This window comes from Acinetobacter sp. KH_038 (assembly GCF_057839405.1).
The window spans coordinates 2403040-2423289 of record NZ_CM174489.1 but is presented as its reverse complement, the minus strand read 5'-3'; the positions used below and the strand labels follow the sequence as shown (position 1 = coordinate 2423289).

Here is a 20250-nt window from a genome sequence, read left to right as displayed (position 1 = left end):
TACCCTTTATAAGTATCTATATTTAAAAGAAGTATACTTATAAAGTTATGGAAGTTGAACTCGCACTTTAGACTTATTCTTTGGGTTGAATCAAAATTGCCTCTTGCTCGAGTAGATAGAGTTCATTAATTATTAAAAACTCTCGATACTGATGGATAAGGTTTTCATCTTTTTCTCGATGGGCACGAGCATTCCTAAAAGCCATATACGCACCCGTAAATAAATTTACTCGACCTTTGATCTCTGCATTGTCTGGTACGTCCCAAGTGAGAAGGGCATTTTCACCTTGAAAGACGTGGGCAAATAGTTTGGTGCTATGTTCATTGATCCCTGTACGTGTTCGGACGATGTCTTCAAGTCGTTTATATGCTTTTGTTAAAGCAGAGTCAGGATCTTGCTTGAAGAGTAAAGCTAGATCGAAAATCCTATCATCAATAATCGAGTAAGGTAGTTCTAGCGGATAATAACGCTTTAGATTGGATGCTTGATTTACTTCGTTTTCGAAAGGATAGATATAGTCATGCAGACGTATTGGGCGAACGATTTTTTCTCTGAAAATAAAATCAATTTCTTGATCGCTGAGTGAGGCATTATTCAGTTTACTCATTAGTTTTGAAGTAACGAGAATTTCTTCTGTATCTATTTGATGTTTATTTAAAATAGTTAAGGCTTTTGCTAGTCCTTTTGGTCCTTCACCTGAATAACCAGATGTGAATCCTGAGCGGATAATATAATAATTTTCAGTTAAGTCCTTTAGTAGAAAGGCATGAGATTGATCATTGGTTAATAGTAGGGCAGTGTTTAGATCTGAATGGGTTTGAATCAGATTATACATGCTATGTAGGCAGGTCTCAGTGATCCCAGCTTCACCTAAGTAATCAATGTGGTAGTGGTTTTCAGTTTTGAACATTTTATAAATTTATAGGTGGTTGTTTAAAAGGATGATGGGGTAAATTAGGGTAAAAATATACAGCTAATTATTTTTAAACAACAGATTTTGTTAGATATTTTTAATGAGTTAAACAGTCACCATCTCAATCGGAAAGCTAATATAATGATAGAGTGAATTTTAGATATTTTTAGTTTTCTTTTTCTATCATTAACTAATATTTCTAGGTCTAGAGGGTCTTGGAAAATTAGTTTCTAATAATGCTCTTCAATATTAAACAGTTGCAATAGGCGTAACTGGAGACCCTACAGCTCCTGTTAAACGTAATGGAGGGGCCGTTAATAAAAAGCTAGACCGATGATGATTTCTTAAATATTTAGCTAAATCAGTTAAATACCATAACTCACCTAAAGGAATTCCAAGTTTAAATAAACAATGTTGATGTAAAGGTAAGGCTGAACAGCAAGACTGTCTTTGGCTATATGGAAATTCTTCAACTGAGTAATTATCAGCAGCTATTGCAGCAATTCCTGAATCTGTAATCCATTCCAATAACTTTGGATCGCCACCATTTAATACAGCGCCGGTTCGATTTAGAACTTTAATATTGGGAGACTTATTCATCTTTAATAGTGCTTCTGCATAACCTGTATGTAAACAGAGAATATCTCCTACGCCAATTTTTAATTGATCCTTTTCAATAATATCTTTAATAATTTCATATCCAACATTAGTCCTTTCTGTACCAAGATGATGAGCTAAATCAATCATTACAGCCCGGCCTTGTAAACCATGTTCAGCTAGATGTTCGATACCTAATTTTATTGCAGAGGACGTGCTTTGGCTTTTTATATTTTGGAGGCCAGTATCTTCTAAGCAATCAGGATAGATCATAGAATCTCTTGCGGAAAAGCCATTATAGTAAGCTGCTTCTTCTTCTCCATTTTTATATAGGTCAAACATAGTACCTACATGAGCGAAAGCGTCCCATTGTGTGGAATACTGCAAGTGTAAAATAGCTAAGTCGTCACTCATGACATCAGAGATTTCTTGATCAAATTGATTCATTTCACAGTTAAAATTGACTTTACCATGTCGTTGTAATGGACGAAGAATTGGAGGATTTCTATTTATATTTAGTGCATTACCGCCAGGATAGTCCAATGGTAAACTTAAGCAAAAAGTTTTTCCTTCTTTAACCTCTCGGATACCTTCAAGTACTTTTTCAGCGTTAATTAAGTTTAAACGACCAATACGATCATCATCACCAAAATCTCCCCAATTTGATCCCTCAGGACGTTGTAACCATCTTCTCATGATACTTTTTCCTTAGTAAATTTATTTAGACTGGAGTTGCTCCGATACTCATACCGCCACACACGTATAGAGTCTGGCCTGTAACAAAACTTGCTTCATCACTTAAAAAATATGAACATGCATGTGCAATATCTGAAGGTTGCCCCAGTCGTTTTACAGGAATACTTTGTAAAATCTGTTGCGTTACGGGTGAATCGGGTGGGTTAGCTGCGGTGAAAAGCTCTGTTTCTATTGGACCCGGTGCAATCGAATTTACAGTAATGCCATAAACACCAAGTTCTAGCGCTGCTACTCTACTTAAGCCAATAAGGCCAGCTTTGCTCACTGCATAAGCACTTCGCTGCGTTTTACCTAAAGCTGCTCTAGAAGAGATATTAACAATACGTCCAAAGTTTTCTGATTTCATATTTGGAAGTAGGGCTTGAATACACTGTAAGGAGCATCGTACATTGAGACTAAGTACTTGATTAAAATCGTCTAAACTTTGATTCTCAATATTGTCTGGTTTGACCATTCCAACATTATTCACTAAGCGAGTAATGGGGCCATCTTTTAGAAGCTTTTTCAGTGCGGCGGCAGTTGCTTCTACATCTAATAAATCGACTTCTATATCCGCACTCTCTTTATCTAAAATGATTGGATACCATCCATTTTTTTTACATTGTTGAGCAATTGCAGCACCGATTCCTCGAGCACCGCCTGTGATGAGAACTTTATTAATTTTTGACATGATTACATTCCTTGTAAAAAAAGCATGGTAAAACCATGCTTTCCATATTTTTATAAGCAAAATTTTCCGTCCAAATAAGCCTTTCTCCAGCGGTCTATTTTGATTTTCTGAAATAGACCTCCAATGTAAAAAGGATCTTGTTCAATAAATTTTTGAGCAGCTTCTCTTGAAGCTACATCAATAATATAAATTCCACCGCCTAAGTCTTGGCCATTATCATCCAACTTTGCGCCACAAGCTAAAAGTAGTTCAAGGTTTTGATTTAAATAATCTAAATGATCCTGTCTTAATTTTTTTCTAAGAAGTTGATGATCTATTTTGTCCCAGGTTTCTACAACATAAGGCATTTTAATTTCCTCGTATATTAAGCTCTATTAGAATGAAAATGGATATTCAAGAATTAAACGGACTTCATCAATATTTCCATATCTATAGCCTTTAGTTGCTCTATGAGTGGCTTGACGAAGACGAACATCAAGATCTTTCGCAATGCCTTGCTTAACTTTGTAACGTAATTCGATATCTCTTTCCCAATGTTTGTTATCTATACTCTGGTCATAAACATGACGTTTGGTGTAAAAAACATTATCACTCCCTGTATTATCCATATCCCAGCCATATAGATAACGAGTCATAAATGATAAACCATCAACTCCATAAGGTGAGAAGTCGATTTCATATTTAACTTGAGCTGATTTTTCTTTGGCCTCAGTAAATGTTGAGAACTGCACAGTATTGGGGGTACTAGGAATTCCTCCATTATTGTTAAATCCTATCCAGTCAAAGGGCTCGTCACCTAATACTTGTTGATAAGCTAAACTGAAATTGTGGTTAGATAATTTATAGGTTCCCATTACTGAAACAATACTTGTACTAATATTTCCGCCCGTGGCATCACCTGTATCTCGGTTAATATAGTTATTTGTTTGTAGATTGAAATTTGATTGAGCATCAATTTGATGTTTATATTTTGCTCCTAAATAATATTGCATCCAGACATTCTCTAATTCTGAAATATAAGCAGACGTTTCAATATTATCGTGTTTATGGGTTGCTCCTATATAGGCAACATAATCACCTTGAATCCCATTATTGTAATCAGTATTAAAATAGTTTAAGCGATCGGTCGAATCAACAGGGCTCATCTGCGTAAAATAACCAAAATCTAAATTGAGATTCTCAAAGCTCTGATTCTTAATCGATAGACCTGTCGACATTGAAGGAAGTAAACGCGAATAATTGGTTCCAATAATAGGATTGTTTGGGAATTGATTACCTAGTACTGCTTCAGTTTCCTTATATTTTGCCCGTAAGGCACCCCCAAATTCGGCGGTTGCCGATTTAGGTTTTCCTGTCGAGTCGACTTCTAAATTATTTGTACCAGTTCGATATCCATCACTATCGAGTTTTAAAGCGATCAGGCCATAACCGTTTAAACCGAACTGTATAGGTGTATCTGTCCAACCTGTTTCTATGTTAGCAATGAAACCTTGGGCCCATTCTTCACGATAACCTTTACGTTCAGATACAGGTAATTGAGCATTCTGTCCTGCAGAATTGAATTCACTTTTACGAAAGTCGCGATTGAAATAATAGTTTTTTGCTAGCACATTAAATTTTGTATCATTAATAACATCAGCCCAAGCCGTATTGATACTGGTTATGGATAGACAAAGAGTACCCATAACCAATAAATTTTTATTTACTGGTTTTTTCATTTTTTAAAATCCTTTTAAGTATTAAAAATAATTATTCAGACAGTTGAGGGGATCAATTAAACACGATCCCAGGTATCTGAAGGTTCAAAGATAAATCCATTATCTTGTTTACGAATGTAGCCACAATACGGGTCACCAAAGTGAACAGGCAAGAGTAAAGCTTCTCGGCTTACGGCACGCTCCAAGCATTCAAGCCGAGTTTTTCGTGCGATATCCGGCCAAATGCAATAACCTGAATTGATTTCAGGGCGAACAATTTGTAGTGGACTATGGAATACGTCGCCACAAAAGATTGCTTCTTCTCCTTGAGAGCTAACACGAAAAGTGACTTGTCCTGGGCTATGACCTGGTGCAGGCTCTACAACTAAGCAATCGGCAATTTCAGTGTGAGGTTTTATAAACTCAACCAGACCTTCGTTAAATACGGGCATTACACTATCGAAGAAGGAATCACCAAAAACATCGATAACGCCAGGTTCTTTATTTTTTCCTTCATGACAAAAATCAAAGTCCTCTTTAGGTAAATAGTATTTGGCATTAGGGAATGTTGGTGTCCAGCGGTTGTCTTTCCAAATCGTATTCCAGCCAACATGGTCAGAGTGTAAATGGGTAATCACCACATGAGTTACCTTTTCAGGAGGTGCACCAGCAGCTGTCATCCACTCAGTGATTAAGTTATTCAGCATATGCATCCGAGGAATTTCTGGCCGTTGTTTGAAATTACCAACACCGGTATCAATCACAATAATATTATTGCCCGCATGAACCACCCAAAATTGAATACTGACGATCAGCTTATTCATATGTGGAATCCAATGATGGGGTGCCAGCATATCTTGATACTCTTCTAACAGGCTCTGATCTGCTGCAGGAAATAAAAATTTTGGATCATGGCTAGGACCAGCATATTCATGGATACGGGTTACTTTTACTTCACCAATCATTCTTGATTCAATCATGAGTCACTCCTTAACAAATATTTTTTAATTTAATAATTAAACACGTTCAAATAGGGCAGCTAAACCTTGCCCACCACCAATACACATTGTTTCTAAACCATACCGGGCATTACGGCGTTTCATCTCATGTACTAATGATGTCATGATACGAATCCCTGTCGCACCAATAGGATGACCCAGAGAAATTCCAGAACCGTTCACATTGATATTGGAATTATCGCTAATATTCAAACCTTTGATTACTGCTAAAGCTTGAGCTGCAAAGGCTTCATTAATTTCGACTAAATCAATTTCTTCAAGGGAAATATCTAGTTTTTTAAGTAGTTGATTGACTGCAGGCACAGGGCCAATACCCATTCGACTTGGATCACAACCTGCTGCGCTCCAGCCTGTGATTTTGGCTATCGGTTGCAAATGATATTTTTCTAAATATTCTTTACTTACAATTAGGCAGCCAGCAGCAGCATCGTTTTGTTGACTTGAGTTACCTGCGGTAGTGACACCATTTGGCAATAAGGTTTTCAGTTTAGCTAAACTTTCAATAGTGCTATTTGCACGAATACCTTCATCAAAATCAATAATCTTGGATTCTTTTTTTGATTTCACTTCAAGCGGAATCACTTCCTCTTTAAACTTTCCTGTATCCCAAGCTTGCTGGGCTTTTTGATGACTTTGTAGCGCAAAAGCATCACACTCTTCACGACCAATATTATAGTCTCGGGCCAGATTATCAGCAGTTTCTGGCATGCCTGAAATAGCTCCAAAGCGTTCAATCGGCTGAGATCTTTCACGACCACGTTCCAGTCGATCAAAGAAAGTGACATTACCTGCGCGACTACCCCAACGCATATTGGTAGAGTAATATTCAATATTACTCATACTTTCTACACCAACAACCATAATAGCTTCAGCATTTCCGGATTGAATGGTCATTGCTGCATTGATAATCGCTTGTAAGCCTGAACCACAACGTCGATCTAATGTATAGCCGGGAACTTCAATTGGAAGTCCTGCAGCTAAAGCCGCATAGCGTCCAATACAAGGTGCCTCACTAGATGAGTATGATTGCGCAATAATGACTTCATCTAAAGTGCTAGTATCTAATCCAGTTTTTTCTACGATGGATTGAATTACTTTTACAGCGAGATCGACTGCAGTTAAAGAGGCAAGTACACCACCAAATTTACCAATTGGGGTACGCAGTGGGCTGACAATATAAGCGTCTTTCATTTTGAATTCCTTTAAATTAGTGCCAAATCCATAGCCTGTTGTTCAAGTTCTTTTTGAAAATGGGGATGTGCAATTGCAATCATTTTTTCAACGCGTTGGGGAATGCTTAAACCGCGTAAATCGGCGATTCCATATTCTGTGATAATTAATCCGGCGTCACTGCGTGGTGTAGATACCGGTCCTTGTAAATTACTCACAATACGACTGAAATTTTTCCCAGAAGCGGGCAGGGCAATAATTGAGACACCACCATAGGACTGATTGGCAGCGCGAATAAAGTCTAAAGCTCCACCCACAGCGCCGACATAGGTTTTATTGGCAATCTCAGCATTGACCTGACCTGTTAAATCCACTTCAATTGCCGAATTGATTGCAATAAATTGTTGAATGGCAGCAAGAGTCCCAGCATGATGGGTATATTCAGTTGAACGGATTTCAATATCTGAATTTTGATGAGCAAATTGATGTAGTTTTGAAGAACCAACAATTAAACCTGTGATAGTTTTTCCAGGATCAATGTTTTTTTTCTGATTAGTAATCACTCCTTTTTGCATCAATTTGGCAACACCATCTCCAATGATGCCGGAATGAATACCTAAATGCTGATGCTGATCCAAAGCTTGCATAATGGCCTCGGGAACAGAACCGATTCCAAGTTGTAAAGTTGAATGATCGGGAATGCAGGAGGCAACATTCTGAGCTATTTTTTGAGTGATTGATGAATGGTCAGCACTATGTTGTGCTTCTATTTTCCGGTCGGTATACACCATCACATCAAAATCAGCTTCAGTTAAATATTCATCCGAATATACCCAGGGAGCTTGCTGATTGACTTCCGCAATCACAACTCGAGCATGTCGAAGGGCGGATTTTAAATAGTCTTGTGCCAAACTATAGCTATATTGTCCTTGAGCATTTGCTGCCGAAACCTGAATCAATACTATATCTAGTTTAAGTTGCTGATCTTCGATTAATCGGGGAAGTTGTGAATAATGTACAGGCAAAATATCTAAAACTTGATGTTGCGCAAGTGTCCGATTATAGCCTGCACCACAATAGCTCAGATATTCGATGTGTTCGGAGTATTCAGGAAGGCAAGTAGGAAACTGACTAATGCCTAAAAAAATTTTAAATTTACCAATTTTTTTACGATTTTGAATTAAATTTTGAGTAAGCGGTATGGGTTCAGCTTGAGCCTGGCCCCATACCACGCGATCACCATGTCGAACATAGTTGGATAAATCAAGCTGAGAAATATCGTATATCTTTTCCATGATGATCATCCTTGATCTTAAAAGGTATTCAGCGTTAGTGAATTGAAGATGGGTGTTGAGATAATGCTGTCACTTTAATATCCATATAGGGAAATAAAGGCAAACTCATCAGCAAATCATGTAATTCATTATTGCTTTCAACATCAAAAATACTGATGTTGGAATATTTACCTGTGACACGCCATAAATGTGGCCATTTACCTGCTTTTTGTAGCTCAATAGCACGTTCTTTTTCAGCGCGTTTAATTTCATCCATTTTTACAGGATCACTATCTAATGGAATTTTTACAGTCATTTCTACACAAAAAAGCATATTTATTATCCTTAATATTTGATGAATAAGTCTTATCCGACGTCTTTGGTCACGAATGGTTTTAATTTACCGATGAAGGTTTTACCGTGTTCAAACCAGTTTTTACGAAGATCTGAATCCATATAGACTTGCATTTGTTCTTCACTTTCGAACCAACATTCCCCAATAGCATCGACACCCGGCACATCAAAGAAGGGAACATGAATATCTGTAGGTTCTGAAGCAATCAAGCGAACTTCATATTTATATAAACCTGGAATACCTGCTGACATTTCAAAGTGTCGTAGACATTCTTGATCAAATTTTTCTTTACTCATGTCTTCTGGTTTAACGAGTAAATAAAGAATACGGATCATATTTAAACTCCCTGTTTTTGATAATGATGAGATATTAATGTAGGTTCATCTTTAGGCACTCTAATGAGCAAAATAGAGATTGTTGCTAAGCCATAAGCTGTTAAGCAGAACAAACCGATAGATGTAGCAAGACCTAATGATTCAGCAAGCATGCCAACGCCAACTACTGATAGGGCACCGAATGATTTGCCGACGTTATATGCAAAGCCCATACCTGTGGTGCGAATATGAGTCGGAAATAAATCACTTAAAAATGGGCCAAGTGCTGCGAACATTCCAATTGCGGAAAAGCCCACAAAGAATCCAAGTGCTAATGTGATATATTGATTCATTGCAATCAACATATACACCACAGTTACGATCCAGCTCAGAATAGACATTCCGATAAGCGTTTGTTTACGGCCTAATTTATCAGCCAGATAAGCTGTAAACATAAAGCCAGCAAATGCTCCTACGGCCATAATCAAAATCGTGACAATTTTAGAACTTGGACTAAGGCCACGTTCATTCATTAGAGTTGGAATCCAAATTAAGATGGCATAGCAAGCCGCTTGAAGTCCTAAAACTAATAGGCTAGAAAATACTGTTGAACGTATGTATTGTTTTTTAAACACCGATGTGAATGATGCTTTTTCAATATTTTCTTTATTTTTAGCTACATCATTTACGAATTCGACTGATTCTTTCACATTACGGCGAATATAGATCACAATTAAAGCGGGAATGACACCTGTCCAAAAAACAACACGCCAAGACCATTCTGGAGGAAGGGTTGTAATAAGGATTGTTGCTACAATAACTGAGCCAGCCCAGCCTAAAGCCATGCCTGACTGAACAAAGCCTACAGCCTTATTTTTGTGTTTTGCAGAAACAGCTTCGGCCATTAATGCCGCACCAACAGCCCATTCACCCCCAAAACCTAATCCTTGTAGGGTCCTTGCTATTAAAAGTTGTTCATAATTTTGTGCAAAACCGGCTAAGACACCAAAAAAAGTAAACCATAAAATAGTAAACATCAGAATTTTTACGCGCCCGTAGCGATCTGCCAGAATTCCTGCAATCCATCCACCAAGAGCTGTAACAACCAGGGCAACAGTGCCGATCAGACCAACCTGAGTTTGAGTAAGAGCCCAAGTAGCCATGATGACAGGTAGTAAAAAACTAAAAATTTGCATGTCATAAGAGTCAAGAGCCCATCCTGCATAACATGCCCAAAATGTCTTTTTCTGGTTGGAATCCGATTCCTTGTACCAATTTAACATTCCCATTTACATCTCCTTTGTAAAATCGATTTATAATTTATTTCATTCTTGAAAAATCCAGCGGTACATCTGTAATAGTTTGGATATATTCGGGTGTATGAGGTGAAACGATATCAATTACAAATACTTGCCCTTTAATAAATTCAAAAGTAGCAATCTCTGTATAAACACGGTTTACGCAGGCCAATCCAGTTAATGGATAGCTACATTCTTCTAAAATTTTACTTTGGCCTTGCTTGGTTAAATGTTCCATCATGACGTAAACATTTTGTGCACCTGAAGCAAGATCCATTGCACCACCTACAGCAGGAATGGCATCTGGATGCCCTGTATGCCAATTAGCTAGATCACCTTTGGCTGAAATCTGGAATGCACCCAGAATGCAGTAATCCAAATGTCCACCGCGCATCATTCCAAAAGAATCCGCATGATGAAAAAAAGCACCACCTTTTTTTAAATCAATCGCTTCTTTTCCTGCATTGATCAAATCCCAATTTTCTTTACCTTTTTCAGCTTGAGTCCATTGACCTAAAACACCATTTTCACTTTGTAAAATCACTTCTTTATCAGTGAAATAGTCTGCAACTAGCGTCGGTAAACCAATGCCTAAATTGACATAAGAACCTTCTGGTATATCTTGAGCCACACGTTGAGCAAGATTATTTTTTTGTTGGATATCCATAATACTTATGCTCCAATTTCACTTTTTAGTGTCACACGATCGACAAAAATTCCAGGAGTAATAATAATTTCTGGGTCTAAATCACCAAGTTCACAGATTTGATCTACAGCGACTAAAGTAGTTTTTGCAGCCATAGCCATAATAGGAGCGAAATTACGTGCAGTTTTGTTGTAAATTAGATTGCCCCATCGATCGCCTGCCTTGGCATAAATCAGGCTGTAATCTACGGTCAAAGCTTTCTCAAAGACATAACCTTGACCATCTATTTCTTTGGTCTCTTTATTTTCTGAAAGTAAGGTGCCATAAGCTGTACGTGTATAAAACCCACCGATACCGCAACCAGCAGCTCTTAAACGTTCTGCAAGCGTACCTTGAGGTACAACTTCAAGTTCAATTTCATTATTGCGATATAGTTCTTCAAAAACATATGCGTCTTTTTGGCGAGGGAAAGAACAAATTAGTTTTTTGACGCGTTTAGCTTTTAGTAGTGCTGCAAGACCTTGATCACCATTCCCCGCATTATTACTTACAATAGTTAGATCTTTCGCACCTTGTTCAATGAGTGCATCGATAAGTTGATTGGGCATACCAGATCCACCAAAGCCACCAATTGCAATGATTGAACCATCTTGAATGTCCGTGACAATATCCTTTGCCGAACCGAAGATTTTATTGATCATCTTACTACCTTGTAAAATTCATGTTTCTTATACTTAATAGTAAGGTCACACATTCTAGTGTTTGGCACAATTTTATAATTTGAAAGCTGTGTTAACCTCTAGTTAACGCAAAATTCGGCATAAAAAATCAAATACTTAATGAATATGTGCTTGTAAACACTGGATAAAATCTTTAGAAAATTGACTTATTTGATTGAAATTTATTGAACAGATTTTAAAGCTGCGCTGCGCCCATTTTTCATTGATTTTGGTGCAGGCAAGCTGGGGATGAATATGCTGGAGGCGCTGAAATGCCGCCAGCGGAATGATGGAGATGCCGGCACCGGCAGCGACCATTTGACAGATGGAATCGTAGCTTGAAACCTGAACTCGGATGTTGATTTTTTTGTCTAGTTGAAGGGCAAGCTTATATAAGAACTGCTGAATGGCGCTGCCTTCGTTTAAGGTCACTACAGAATACTCAATAATATCGATTAAAGTGATATTTTCAATTTCCAGTAAAGGGTGCATTTTCGGTGCAATCAAAACGAGTTGAGAAGAAATTAAAGGTAAAGTCTGTAAATGATCGGTGTCGATATCGCCTGAAATAATGCCTAAATCCACTTGCCGGTCTGCGACCACATGAATGATCTCTTCACTGGTCATCTCTTTCAGATTTACATCGACATGTGGATGGGTAATTAAATATTCGGACAGTGCATTAGGACTATATTCAGTGATGGCCGTGGTGTTAGCGGCAATGGTTAATTTGCCCTGAATCAGGTTGTTAAATTGAGACAATTCACCTTTCAGGCATTCAATTTCATGCTGGAAAGCTTTTGCGTATTTGAGATAAATCTGGCCAATTTCAGTTAGTCTGACTCCTTGAGATGAGCGCTCTAAAATTTTTAGGCCTAATTGCTGTTCTAGATTCTTAATCCGGTTACTGGCTGCAGGTGTCGATATAAAGGTTTTTTCAGCAGCTCGAGTTAAATTTTGAGTCTCGGCGATATTCAGAATCAGCCTGAAATCATTTAAATCAAAGTTCACAGCTTTACTCGTGTTGAATTATTAAAATTAAAAAAGATTATTCGCAGCAATACTTACTTGAATTGATATTAAGTCAAAAGTATTTCATTTTTTCACTATATATGAAATGTGATTATTGTTAGACCAAAGTGAAGTTGCTGGTATGTATTTTTAAATCATTCCATTAGGGATAGGTGACCCAAAACACTAAATGAAGAGCCGTAAGGAGAATAGCGTCCTGTATTGACGGCACCTAAGGGATATCGATACTTTCAAAAAATCCAACATCACGGCCTATATGATGCTGGAAAACCGGAAAATCCTAAATGATGGCTTGATCAATAAATTCTTGAATGGCAACTTTGCTATAGCCTAATTCCTCCAGAATTGCCAGGGTATGTTCTCCCAGGTCTGGTACAGGACCGATTTGGTAATCTTTATCATGCTTGCATCCGACGGGTTTAAGTGTCGGAACTCGACCAACCGGGGTGTCTACCGCAGTCCAGCGCTGTCGTGCTTGTAATTGTGGATGATGCCAGACGTCTTTCATTTCATTCACATTCGCCCTGGCAATATTGGCAAGATCTAAACGATTGATCACTTCTGTCTGAGTTAAATGTTTAAATACATCTAAAATAATAGCTTGTAGTTTTTCACGATTTTTTGAGCGTAATGTATTGTTTATGAATTCAGGCATTTCTGAAAGTGTAACGTCTTGCAATACAAATTTGCAAAAGGCTTTCCATTCCCGCTCATTTTGAACCGCTAAAATGACTTGTTTATCATCACCCGTATGGAAAAGACCATAAGGATAGATGGTTGCGTGCGAGGCTCCGGTCCGCTGAGGCGCGGTATTGCCACGAAACGCATAATAGAGCGGATAGCCCATCCACTCAGTCATGCTTTCAAGCATCGAAATATCAATACGTTTTCCTTTACCTGTCTTAGCGCGTTCAATCAAGGCAGCCAAAATATTGGAATAGGCATACATACCGGCAGCAATATCAGAAATAGAACAGCCTGCTTTCGTATACTCATTTTCGGTGCCAGTGATCGATAAAAATCCGGATTCACTTTGAATCAGTAAGTCATAGGCCTTTTTATCATGATAAGGACCGGGATTTTCAGCATCATCACCATACCCTGATATATCACAGACAACAATTTTCGGATTGATTGCAGACAATTCTTCAAAAGACAGACCAAGACGGGAAGCAGAACCTGGCGCAAGGTTTTGCACCAGTACATCTGCTGTTAATACAAGCTGCCTGAGAATATCTTGAGCCGCTTGAGTTTTAATATCCAATGTTAAGCTTTCTTTAGACCGATTGGCCCATACAAAATGCGAAGACATTCCATCGACACGCTCATCATATTTTCGTGCGAAGTCACCGATATTTGGACGCTCAATCTTGATTACCCGTGCACCTAAATCTGCGAGTTGCCGTGTACAAAATGGTGCAGCAATTGCATGCTCGAGTGTAATGACGGTAATATCATTTAAAGGAAGCATTGGACTTATTCCTTAAAAGAAATTTTTGCTTTCATGCAAATTTGACCATTGTCTTTTTGAATCCATAATTCTCCTTGCGTGGATTTAATGCTGCCATAGATTTGAAAATCATCAAAATCAAAGACTGGATTCACCGCACGAAACTCAAAATGAGTAATTTGTTTATCTGGATATTCTTGTTTGAAATGATGAATTAAAAGAGTGGCTAAAAGTGGGCCATGCACCACAAGGCCAGGATAACCTTCTTCTTGGGTGGCATAAGGACGGTCATAATGAATACGATGTCCATTGAATGTCACAGCCGAATACCTGAATAGCGTCACAGGATCGATAGGGAACGATTTTTTATAATCAAATGCTTTTGTTTCTGCATTTTCAGGCTGCTTCTGAGGAGCACGTTGTACCTGGTTGCTCACATCACGATACACAATGTCTTGTTCTTCAATGATGGCCAATTCATTTTCTGCATAAATTGAATGCTGAACGGTAACGAAATACATGTCACCGCTTTTTCCATGTTTGAGCTCAACCTTTAAAATCTCTGATTCACGACGTATGGATTGATGAGTGGCAATGGGTTTGATGAACTCTAAGCGGCTGCCTGCCCACATACGCTTAGGAAAAGGAATAGGAGGTAAGAATCCGCCTTTTTTAGGATGTCCGTCTACAGCAAGGTCTTGTCCGTTAACCAGGGGTAAAAAATAAAACCAGTGATATAAATGCGGCAAATCAGCCGGTAATTTATTTTCTTCATTGAGTAAAGTCTGCATCATTGCTACAGGACGATGATCTGAATAATCATCCAGTACTTCTTTTTTTCCAATCCAATTGCTATAGTTTTCCATGACCACTCCTTAATCCTTTATGTGTTTAAACCCGCCTGCTTCAAAATCTTTTGTGCTCTCAAAATGACGGGTAAATCAATCATTTTTCCATCCAGGCTGATGGCTTGGCCTTGGGCTTGATTAATAGCATCTAAAACACGCTGCGCCCATTCAATTTCAACATCTGTTGGACTAAATGCAGTATTCACAATATCCACCTGCTTTGGATGAATACAAAGTTTTCCTGCAAAGCCCAGATTCTTGGCTTGTAAGGTTTCCTTTTCAACTAAAGCTTCGTCTGTGAAGTCAACAGTAACCCCATCGATAGGAGACTCGATTCCTGCCAGTTTAGAAGCCAATACGAATTCATTTCGAAATGACAAAAGCTCCTCATAACCGCCTTGCATATTCATTTCTAACTGAAAATCAATTGAACCGAACATCAGTGCCTTAACCGATTTTGCTTGAGAAATTTGACGGATATTGGCAAATCCAAGCGGGGTTTCGATCAGTGCAAATATATCCATTGCACGAATAGCAGTCACAGCATCAATATCTGCAACAGATTCGGCTTTAGGTAACACAATTGCTTCCACATTGCTGAATTTTGCCAACTGAATATCGTCTGCAAACCATTCGCTGTTTTTTGAATTGATACGGATCATCACATTTTTGTGTGGATGCTCCATCAGCCAATATTTTAAAGTTTCTCGAGCTGAAATTTTTAAATCCACTGGAACCGCATCTTCTAAATCAACAATAATTGCATCCGCTGATGTGCTGAGCGCTTTTTCAAAACGCTCTACACGATTAGCTGGTACAAAAAGATAAGAGCGTGCAGATTTTTGTACTTTTTCCATGCTATAGCCTTTATTTAGAATGAGCGCGGTAAATCAAGTAAATGTTCAGCAACATAACTGAGAATTAAATTCGTCGAAATAGGGGCAACTTGATACAGGCGGGTTTCACGGAATTTACGCTCAATATCGTATTCATTGGCAAATCCAAAACCGCCATGGAATTGCAAGCAGTGATTTGCTGCTTCCCAGCTTGATTTAGCAGCCAGATACTTCGCCATATTTGCTTCAGCACCACAAGCCTGGCCATGATCAAATAGTTCACAAGCACGGAAACGCATTAAGTTTGCAGCTTCGATTTCAATGAAAGATTCAGCAAGCGGGAACTGCACACCCTGGTTTTGACCAATTGGACGGCCAAATACTTCTCGGTCTTTTACATATTTGGTTGCACGATCCATAAACCAATAACCATCACCAATACATTCAGCAGCGATCAAAGTGCGCTCTGCATTTAGGCCATCGAGAATGTATTTAAAGCCTTTACCTTCTTCGCCAATTAAGTTTTCTTCAGGAATTTCTAAATTCTCAAAAAATAACTCATTGGTTTCATGATTGACCATATTAGGAATAGGTTGAACGACCATGCCTGATTTCATCGCTTCCTTAATATCAACCATGAAAATAGACATCCCTTCAGATTTCTTTTTTACTTCAGCTAAAGGCGTTGTACGTGCAAGTAGAATCATCCAATCACTGTGCTGTACACGTGAGATCCACACTTTCTGACCATTAATCACATAACGGTCCCCTTTTTTGACTGCAGTGGTACGAATTTTCGTGGTATCTGTACCAGTTGTTGGCTCAGTGACAGCCATAGATTGTAAGCGCCATTCACCAGAAGCAATTTTAGGTAAATAAAACTCTTTTTGCGCCTGAGAGCCGTTACGTAACAATGTGCTCATGTTATACATTTGACCGTGACAAGCACCTGAATTCCCCCCGCTACGATTAATCTCCTCCATAACAACAGATGCTTCCGCTAAGCCTAACCCTGATCCCCCAAACTCTTCTGGAATCATAGCCGCGAGCCAGCCAGCATTGGTTAATGCATCTACAAATTCTTCAGGGTAGGCTTTTTTTTCATCAATATTACGGTGATATTCATCTGGGAATTGAGCACATAATGCACGTACTGCTTCGCGAATTTCTGAATAATTATTAAAAGTACTTTTCATTTGAATATCCTTATTTCGACCTGTTCTTGTTATTGATCATATATTGCTATGGATTTAAAATTAAAATAGTATATTTTGATGGGTTGGATGCTAGAAAATTATCAAAATGGATATTAAACAATTACGTACATTTATTACTATTTTAGAGACTGAGAACTTAACCAAAGCAGCTGCGATGTTGAATATTGTACAACCAGCAGTAACTCGACAAATTCAAATGCTGGAAGAGGAATTAGGCGTAAAGCTATTTAATCGTTCTCGTCATGGTATGGCGCTTACTGATGATGGTAAAGTGCTTGAGCCTTATGCAAGAAGGATTTTGGAGGACATTGAAAGTGCCAAATTAGAGTTAACTGCAAATAAAGGGATGATTCGAGGGAAAGTTCATATTGGTGTATTGTCGAGTATTAGTGAATTACTTTCCACTTTGATTATGAAGTTGATCAAGGAGAAGTATCCTGAAGTACAAGTAAAAATATCAGTGGGATATTCTGGGCATTTAAAAGAATGGTTAGAGGCTGGAGATATTGATTTAGCTTTAATGTATGACGCTACACCTTCTAAGTTAATTGATTTGACTCCGTTGGTAAAAGAGCCACTATTTTTAATAGGATCGGCTCAATCCACACTTCAGCAAAATGAAGTCCTTGAACTTAAAAAAATAGAGGCATTTCCATTAATTTTACCTTTTCACCCTCATCGATTGCGCTCTCTGATTGAGCAGGCTTATAAGCAAAATGGATCTAACTTAAAGATTTATGCTGAAACTAATGATTTGAATATACAAAAACAGCTAGTTATCCAGGACTTTGGTTATACAATCTTACCCCTAGTTTCTGTAATAAATGAGTGTAGGGCAGAATTAATTAAAGTTACTCCAATTTTAGACCCCTCATTTTCTCGTGTGATTACTTTAGCAACGCACTCTACAAGAAATATTCCCAAGCATATTAGGATCATTTCACGCGAAATTATTAGTTGTGTTGAGCAATCTATTGATGAGAAAAAATGGCCGAATGCTCAATGGATATATGAAAATTAATATCTAAATTTTATTTATAAAATTGTAAGTTAAAGACCTAAAACCACTTGATATGGTTTAAATCCTTCAAGTACAGCTTCGGAAACCAGCTGATTAAAAGCTTCAGTTTTTCCGTAAGCTATCCATTGATCAAGAGCTTCATAGTAAGCCAAACGATTTTCAACCGTGATGACACAAGGTGGATAACCAGCTTTAAGTAATTCGAGATTCATCAATAGACGTGATGTACGTCCATTGCCATCAATGAATGGATGGATGCCTACAAAATCTGCATGTACTTTAGCTGCACGTTCAATGGGATGAAGCTTATGTGCCTCTGAGTTGTACCAGTCGACTAGCTGAGTCATTTTGTCATTGAGCAATGTATAGTCCGGTGGTGTAGTTGTAGCACCTGAAATCAATACGTTTTGCTGGCGATATCGGCCAGCATTATCATCGTCAATATTCTTTAAAATGAGTTGATGGATATTGCGAATTTGCCATTCAGAAAAAGGTTCTTCCTTTCTGATAATGTCTTCAACGTAATAAATGGCATTTCTATGGTTAATTGCCTCGAAGTGCTCTCGCAAAGCTTTTCCACCGACAGTAATGCCTTCTAGTACAACTTTGGTTTCTAATAGAGTAAGTGTATTGCCTTCAATAGCATTGGAATGATAAGTCCATCGTACAATAAGGTCTTCTTGTAAATTTTTTACTATCGCAGGTGATAGGGGGCGATGCTGATCTAATTTATTTTTTAAATCATTAATAATTTCAAACATTACCTTGTCCCTGAATATATCTAAAAGAATGATACATCAAAATAGAAAATCAAAGAAATGACATGTTATAACATATCATTTTGTAGTGTGCTCAATGTTGGTATAATCACTACGCCACTTCAAATCCTGAATTCGGATTTGAACAAGATTTTAAAGTGATTCAATGAACTAAATCTAATTTGGGTCAAAATTGGGTCAATGAATTTTTTTATTCAATAAAATAGCTTTAGAATGAATAAGTTAAGATTTGAGTTAAATTGACGCCACCACCAAAATTCCTTCCGAAGCAATGCAGCCAATAAAAAAGCCTTTAAACTGAATGTTTAAAGGCTTTTTTATTGGCTGCATTGCTGACCCTATTCTAAGCTGTTTGACCCTATTTTTACTTTATGGGGGGCAAAATTGGGACAAAGATATGTCACTTATCGATGTGCTGTGTAAAAAAGTACTACCGCAAGATAAACAGTATCGTCTTTCAGATTCACATGGCTTATCTCTTATCATTACCATCAAAGGTCAAAAATATTAGAATGTGCGCGTCACTGTCCATGGTGAACGTAAGTCTGAGTCGCTTGGCCCATATCCAGATTTAAGCTTAAAAAAGGCAAGAGAACTTGCATATGAGCTTAAGCATCGATACTCACGTTCAGTATTGCATGAAGACTTAAAGCCCTATTTCAAAGAAGTCGCAGAAGATTGGTTCAATAACCAAAAAGAAACCTGGTCATCCAAACATATTAGTAATGTTCGAGCTTCCTTGGATGAGCTTTATATTGCTCTTGCTAATAAGCGTATTAATCAGATTCAGGCACCTGAGATTCTGCAGATCGTTAAGAAGATTGAAGCTAGAGGCTCGCTTGAAATTGCAAAACGTACCTTATCTCGTGGCGGCATGGTCATGAAGTACGCCATTGCGTATGGCTATCGTTATGATAATCCAGCAGGTGATCTAGTTTATGCTCTCAAGAACAAAAGAGTCAAAAACCTAGCTTCGCTTACTGCCTCTGAAATGCCTGAATTTTTAAGAAAGGTAAGAGCATACCCAAGTGATGCTCAGACACATCATGCGATTATTCTGATTATGCTGACAGGTGTTCGGGTTAGTGAGTTGCTGCAAGCACGCTGGGAAGAATTTGATTTAGAAGGACGTAAGTGGGATATCCCTGAAGAGCGGATGAGAAACCGGTTACCCCACCGAGTGCGTCTAACAGACATGATGATTGCTGAGCTTCAAGCTTTACGTTTAACACATAATCAAGAGCTGTTATTTCCCCATCGTCTAAATAATAAAGAACCGATGCGTAGCGAGTCTATTTTAGCTGTGATCAAACGTTCGGGCTATGCTGGTCGGATGACCACACATGGTTTTAGATCGCTATTCAGTACAGTCGTAAACGAATCTAATCTGTTTAATCCAGGTGCCATTGAGCGCCAGCTTGCTCATGTGCCTCAAAATAGAATTCGATCGGCCTATAACCGAACACGGTATTGGGATGAGAGGGTAAGGTTGATGGAGTGGTATGGGGAGCAGGTGAGCGGCTGGTTAGTAGAATACTAAAATTTATTAGTTTCAAATTTATCTAAAATTTTTAATAAAAATATAAAGTTATCCGTTTTTAAGAAAATATCGAATCTTAATCAAACAAAGGTAACTTTC

At 38.1% G+C, this 20250-nt stretch carries 20 protein-coding genes and 1 pseudogene; 2 read left to right on the top strand and 19 right to left on the bottom strand.

The window, feature by feature from the left end:
* Positions 1-73 precede the first annotated feature (73 nt).
* From AC3IT7_RS11460 to AC3IT7_RS11375, 18 genes are all read right to left on the bottom strand, one after another.
* Positions 74-910, bottom strand: a complete 837-nt coding sequence (locus tag AC3IT7_RS11460; protein WP_151984828.1) for a TIGR02391 family protein — start codon at positions 908-910, stop codon at positions 74-76.
* A gap of 252 nt (positions 911-1162) precedes the next feature.
* Positions 1163-2206, bottom strand: a complete 1044-nt coding sequence (locus tag AC3IT7_RS11455) for a cyclase family protein (protein ID WP_126037361.1) — start codon at positions 2204-2206, stop codon at positions 1163-1165.
* A 25-nt stretch (positions 2207-2231) separates the two neighbouring features.
* Positions 2232-2936 (bottom strand): SDR family oxidoreductase, encoded by a 705-nt coding sequence (locus tag AC3IT7_RS11450; RefSeq protein ID WP_489248559.1) that lies wholly within the window; start codon positions 2934-2936, stop codon positions 2232-2234.
* Between the two features lie 50 nt (positions 2937-2986).
* Complete coding sequence (locus tag AC3IT7_RS11445; RefSeq protein ID WP_005015552.1) at positions 2987-3283, bottom strand: YciI family protein; 297 nt, start codon at positions 3281-3283, stop codon at positions 2987-2989.
* 27 nt (positions 3284-3310) lie between these two features.
* The gene (locus tag AC3IT7_RS11440) at positions 3311-4654 is read right to left on the bottom strand and encodes an OprD family outer membrane porin (RefSeq protein WP_305158103.1); all 1344 of its coding nucleotides are present in this window, start codon (positions 4652-4654) and stop codon (positions 3311-3313) included.
* A gap of 56 nt (positions 4655-4710) precedes the next feature.
* On the bottom strand, positions 4711-5613 hold the full coding sequence (locus AC3IT7_RS11435; RefSeq protein WP_129716606.1) for an MBL fold metallo-hydrolase: 903 nt from the start codon (positions 5611-5613) through the stop codon (positions 4711-4713).
* A gap of 36 nt (positions 5614-5649) precedes the next feature.
* Positions 5650-6843, bottom strand: coding sequence for an acetyl-CoA C-acetyltransferase (locus tag AC3IT7_RS11430; protein ID WP_489248558.1), 1194 nt, complete (start codon positions 6841-6843; stop codon positions 5650-5652).
* Between the two features lie 11 nt (positions 6844-6854).
* On the bottom strand, positions 6855-8117 hold the full coding sequence (locus tag AC3IT7_RS11425) for an acetyl-CoA hydrolase/transferase family protein (RefSeq protein WP_129716602.1): 1263 nt from the start codon (positions 8115-8117) through the stop codon (positions 6855-6857).
* Between the two features lie 34 nt (positions 8118-8151).
* A complete protein-coding gene (gene catC, locus AC3IT7_RS11420; protein WP_046206015.1) occupies positions 8152-8430 on the bottom strand; it encodes a muconolactone Delta-isomerase in 279 nt (92 codons plus the stop codon).
* Positions 8431-8462: 32 nt separating this feature from the next.
* Positions 8463-8786: a 4-carboxymethyl-4-methylbutenolide mutase MmlI gene (gene mmlI / locus AC3IT7_RS11415; RefSeq protein WP_129716600.1), complete on the bottom strand. Its 324-nt coding sequence runs from the start codon at positions 8784-8786 to the stop codon at positions 8463-8465.
* Positions 8787-8788: 2 nt separating this feature from the next.
* Positions 8789-10054 (bottom strand): MFS transporter, encoded by a 1266-nt coding sequence (locus AC3IT7_RS11410; RefSeq protein WP_129716598.1) that lies wholly within the window; start codon positions 10052-10054, stop codon positions 8789-8791.
* Between the two features lie 31 nt (positions 10055-10085).
* Positions 10086-10730 carry a 3-oxoacid CoA-transferase subunit B gene (locus AC3IT7_RS11405; RefSeq protein WP_159516367.1) on the bottom strand — a complete coding sequence of 215 codons (645 nt, stop codon included), beginning with the start codon at positions 10728-10730 and terminating at the stop codon, positions 10086-10088.
* Positions 10731-10735: 5 nt separating this feature from the next.
* A complete protein-coding gene (locus tag AC3IT7_RS11400; RefSeq protein WP_129716594.1) occupies positions 10736-11410 on the bottom strand; it encodes a 3-oxoacid CoA-transferase subunit A in 675 nt (224 codons plus the stop codon).
* Between the two features lie 135 nt (positions 11411-11545).
* On the bottom strand, positions 11546-12439 hold the full coding sequence (locus AC3IT7_RS11395; protein WP_489248557.1) for a LysR family transcriptional regulator: 894 nt from the start codon (positions 12437-12439) through the stop codon (positions 11546-11548).
* A gap of 301 nt (positions 12440-12740) precedes the next feature.
* The gene (locus AC3IT7_RS11390) at positions 12741-13931 is read right to left on the bottom strand and encodes a CaiB/BaiF CoA transferase family protein (RefSeq protein WP_489248556.1); all 1191 of its coding nucleotides are present in this window, start codon (positions 13929-13931) and stop codon (positions 12741-12743) included.
* 5 nt (positions 13932-13936) lie between these two features.
* Positions 13937-14776 carry an HTD2 family dehydratase gene (locus AC3IT7_RS11385; protein WP_489248555.1) on the bottom strand — a complete coding sequence of 280 codons (840 nt, stop codon included), beginning with the start codon at positions 14774-14776 and terminating at the stop codon, positions 13937-13939.
* A gap of 17 nt (positions 14777-14793) precedes the next feature.
* The gene (locus tag AC3IT7_RS11380; RefSeq protein WP_159516371.1) at positions 14794-15615 is read right to left on the bottom strand and encodes an HpcH/HpaI aldolase/citrate lyase family protein; all 822 of its coding nucleotides are present in this window, start codon (positions 15613-15615) and stop codon (positions 14794-14796) included.
* Positions 15616-15629: 14 nt separating this feature from the next.
* Positions 15630-16790 carry an acyl-CoA dehydrogenase family protein gene (locus AC3IT7_RS11375; protein WP_159516372.1) on the bottom strand — a complete coding sequence of 387 codons (1161 nt, stop codon included), beginning with the start codon at positions 16788-16790 and terminating at the stop codon, positions 15630-15632.
* A gap of 106 nt (positions 16791-16896) precedes the next feature.
* Between AC3IT7_RS11375 and AC3IT7_RS11370 the strand changes: the two genes are divergently transcribed.
* Positions 16897-17832, top strand: a complete 936-nt coding sequence (locus tag AC3IT7_RS11370) for a LysR family transcriptional regulator (RefSeq protein ID WP_489248554.1) — start codon at positions 16897-16899, stop codon at positions 17830-17832.
* A 29-nt stretch (positions 17833-17861) separates the two neighbouring features.
* Here the strand turns inward: AC3IT7_RS11370 and AC3IT7_RS11365 are convergent, their stop codons facing one another.
* On the bottom strand, positions 17862-18593 hold the full coding sequence (locus AC3IT7_RS11365) for a Fic family protein (protein WP_489248553.1): 732 nt from the start codon (positions 18591-18593) through the stop codon (positions 17862-17864).
* Between the two features lie 415 nt (positions 18594-19008).
* On the opposite strand from AC3IT7_RS11365, the pseudogene AC3IT7_RS11360 reads away from it, so the two are divergent.
* Positions 19009-20151, top strand: a pseudogene (locus AC3IT7_RS11360) (tyrosine-type recombinase/integrase).
* The last annotated feature ends 99 nt before the right edge of the window (positions 20152-20250 follow it).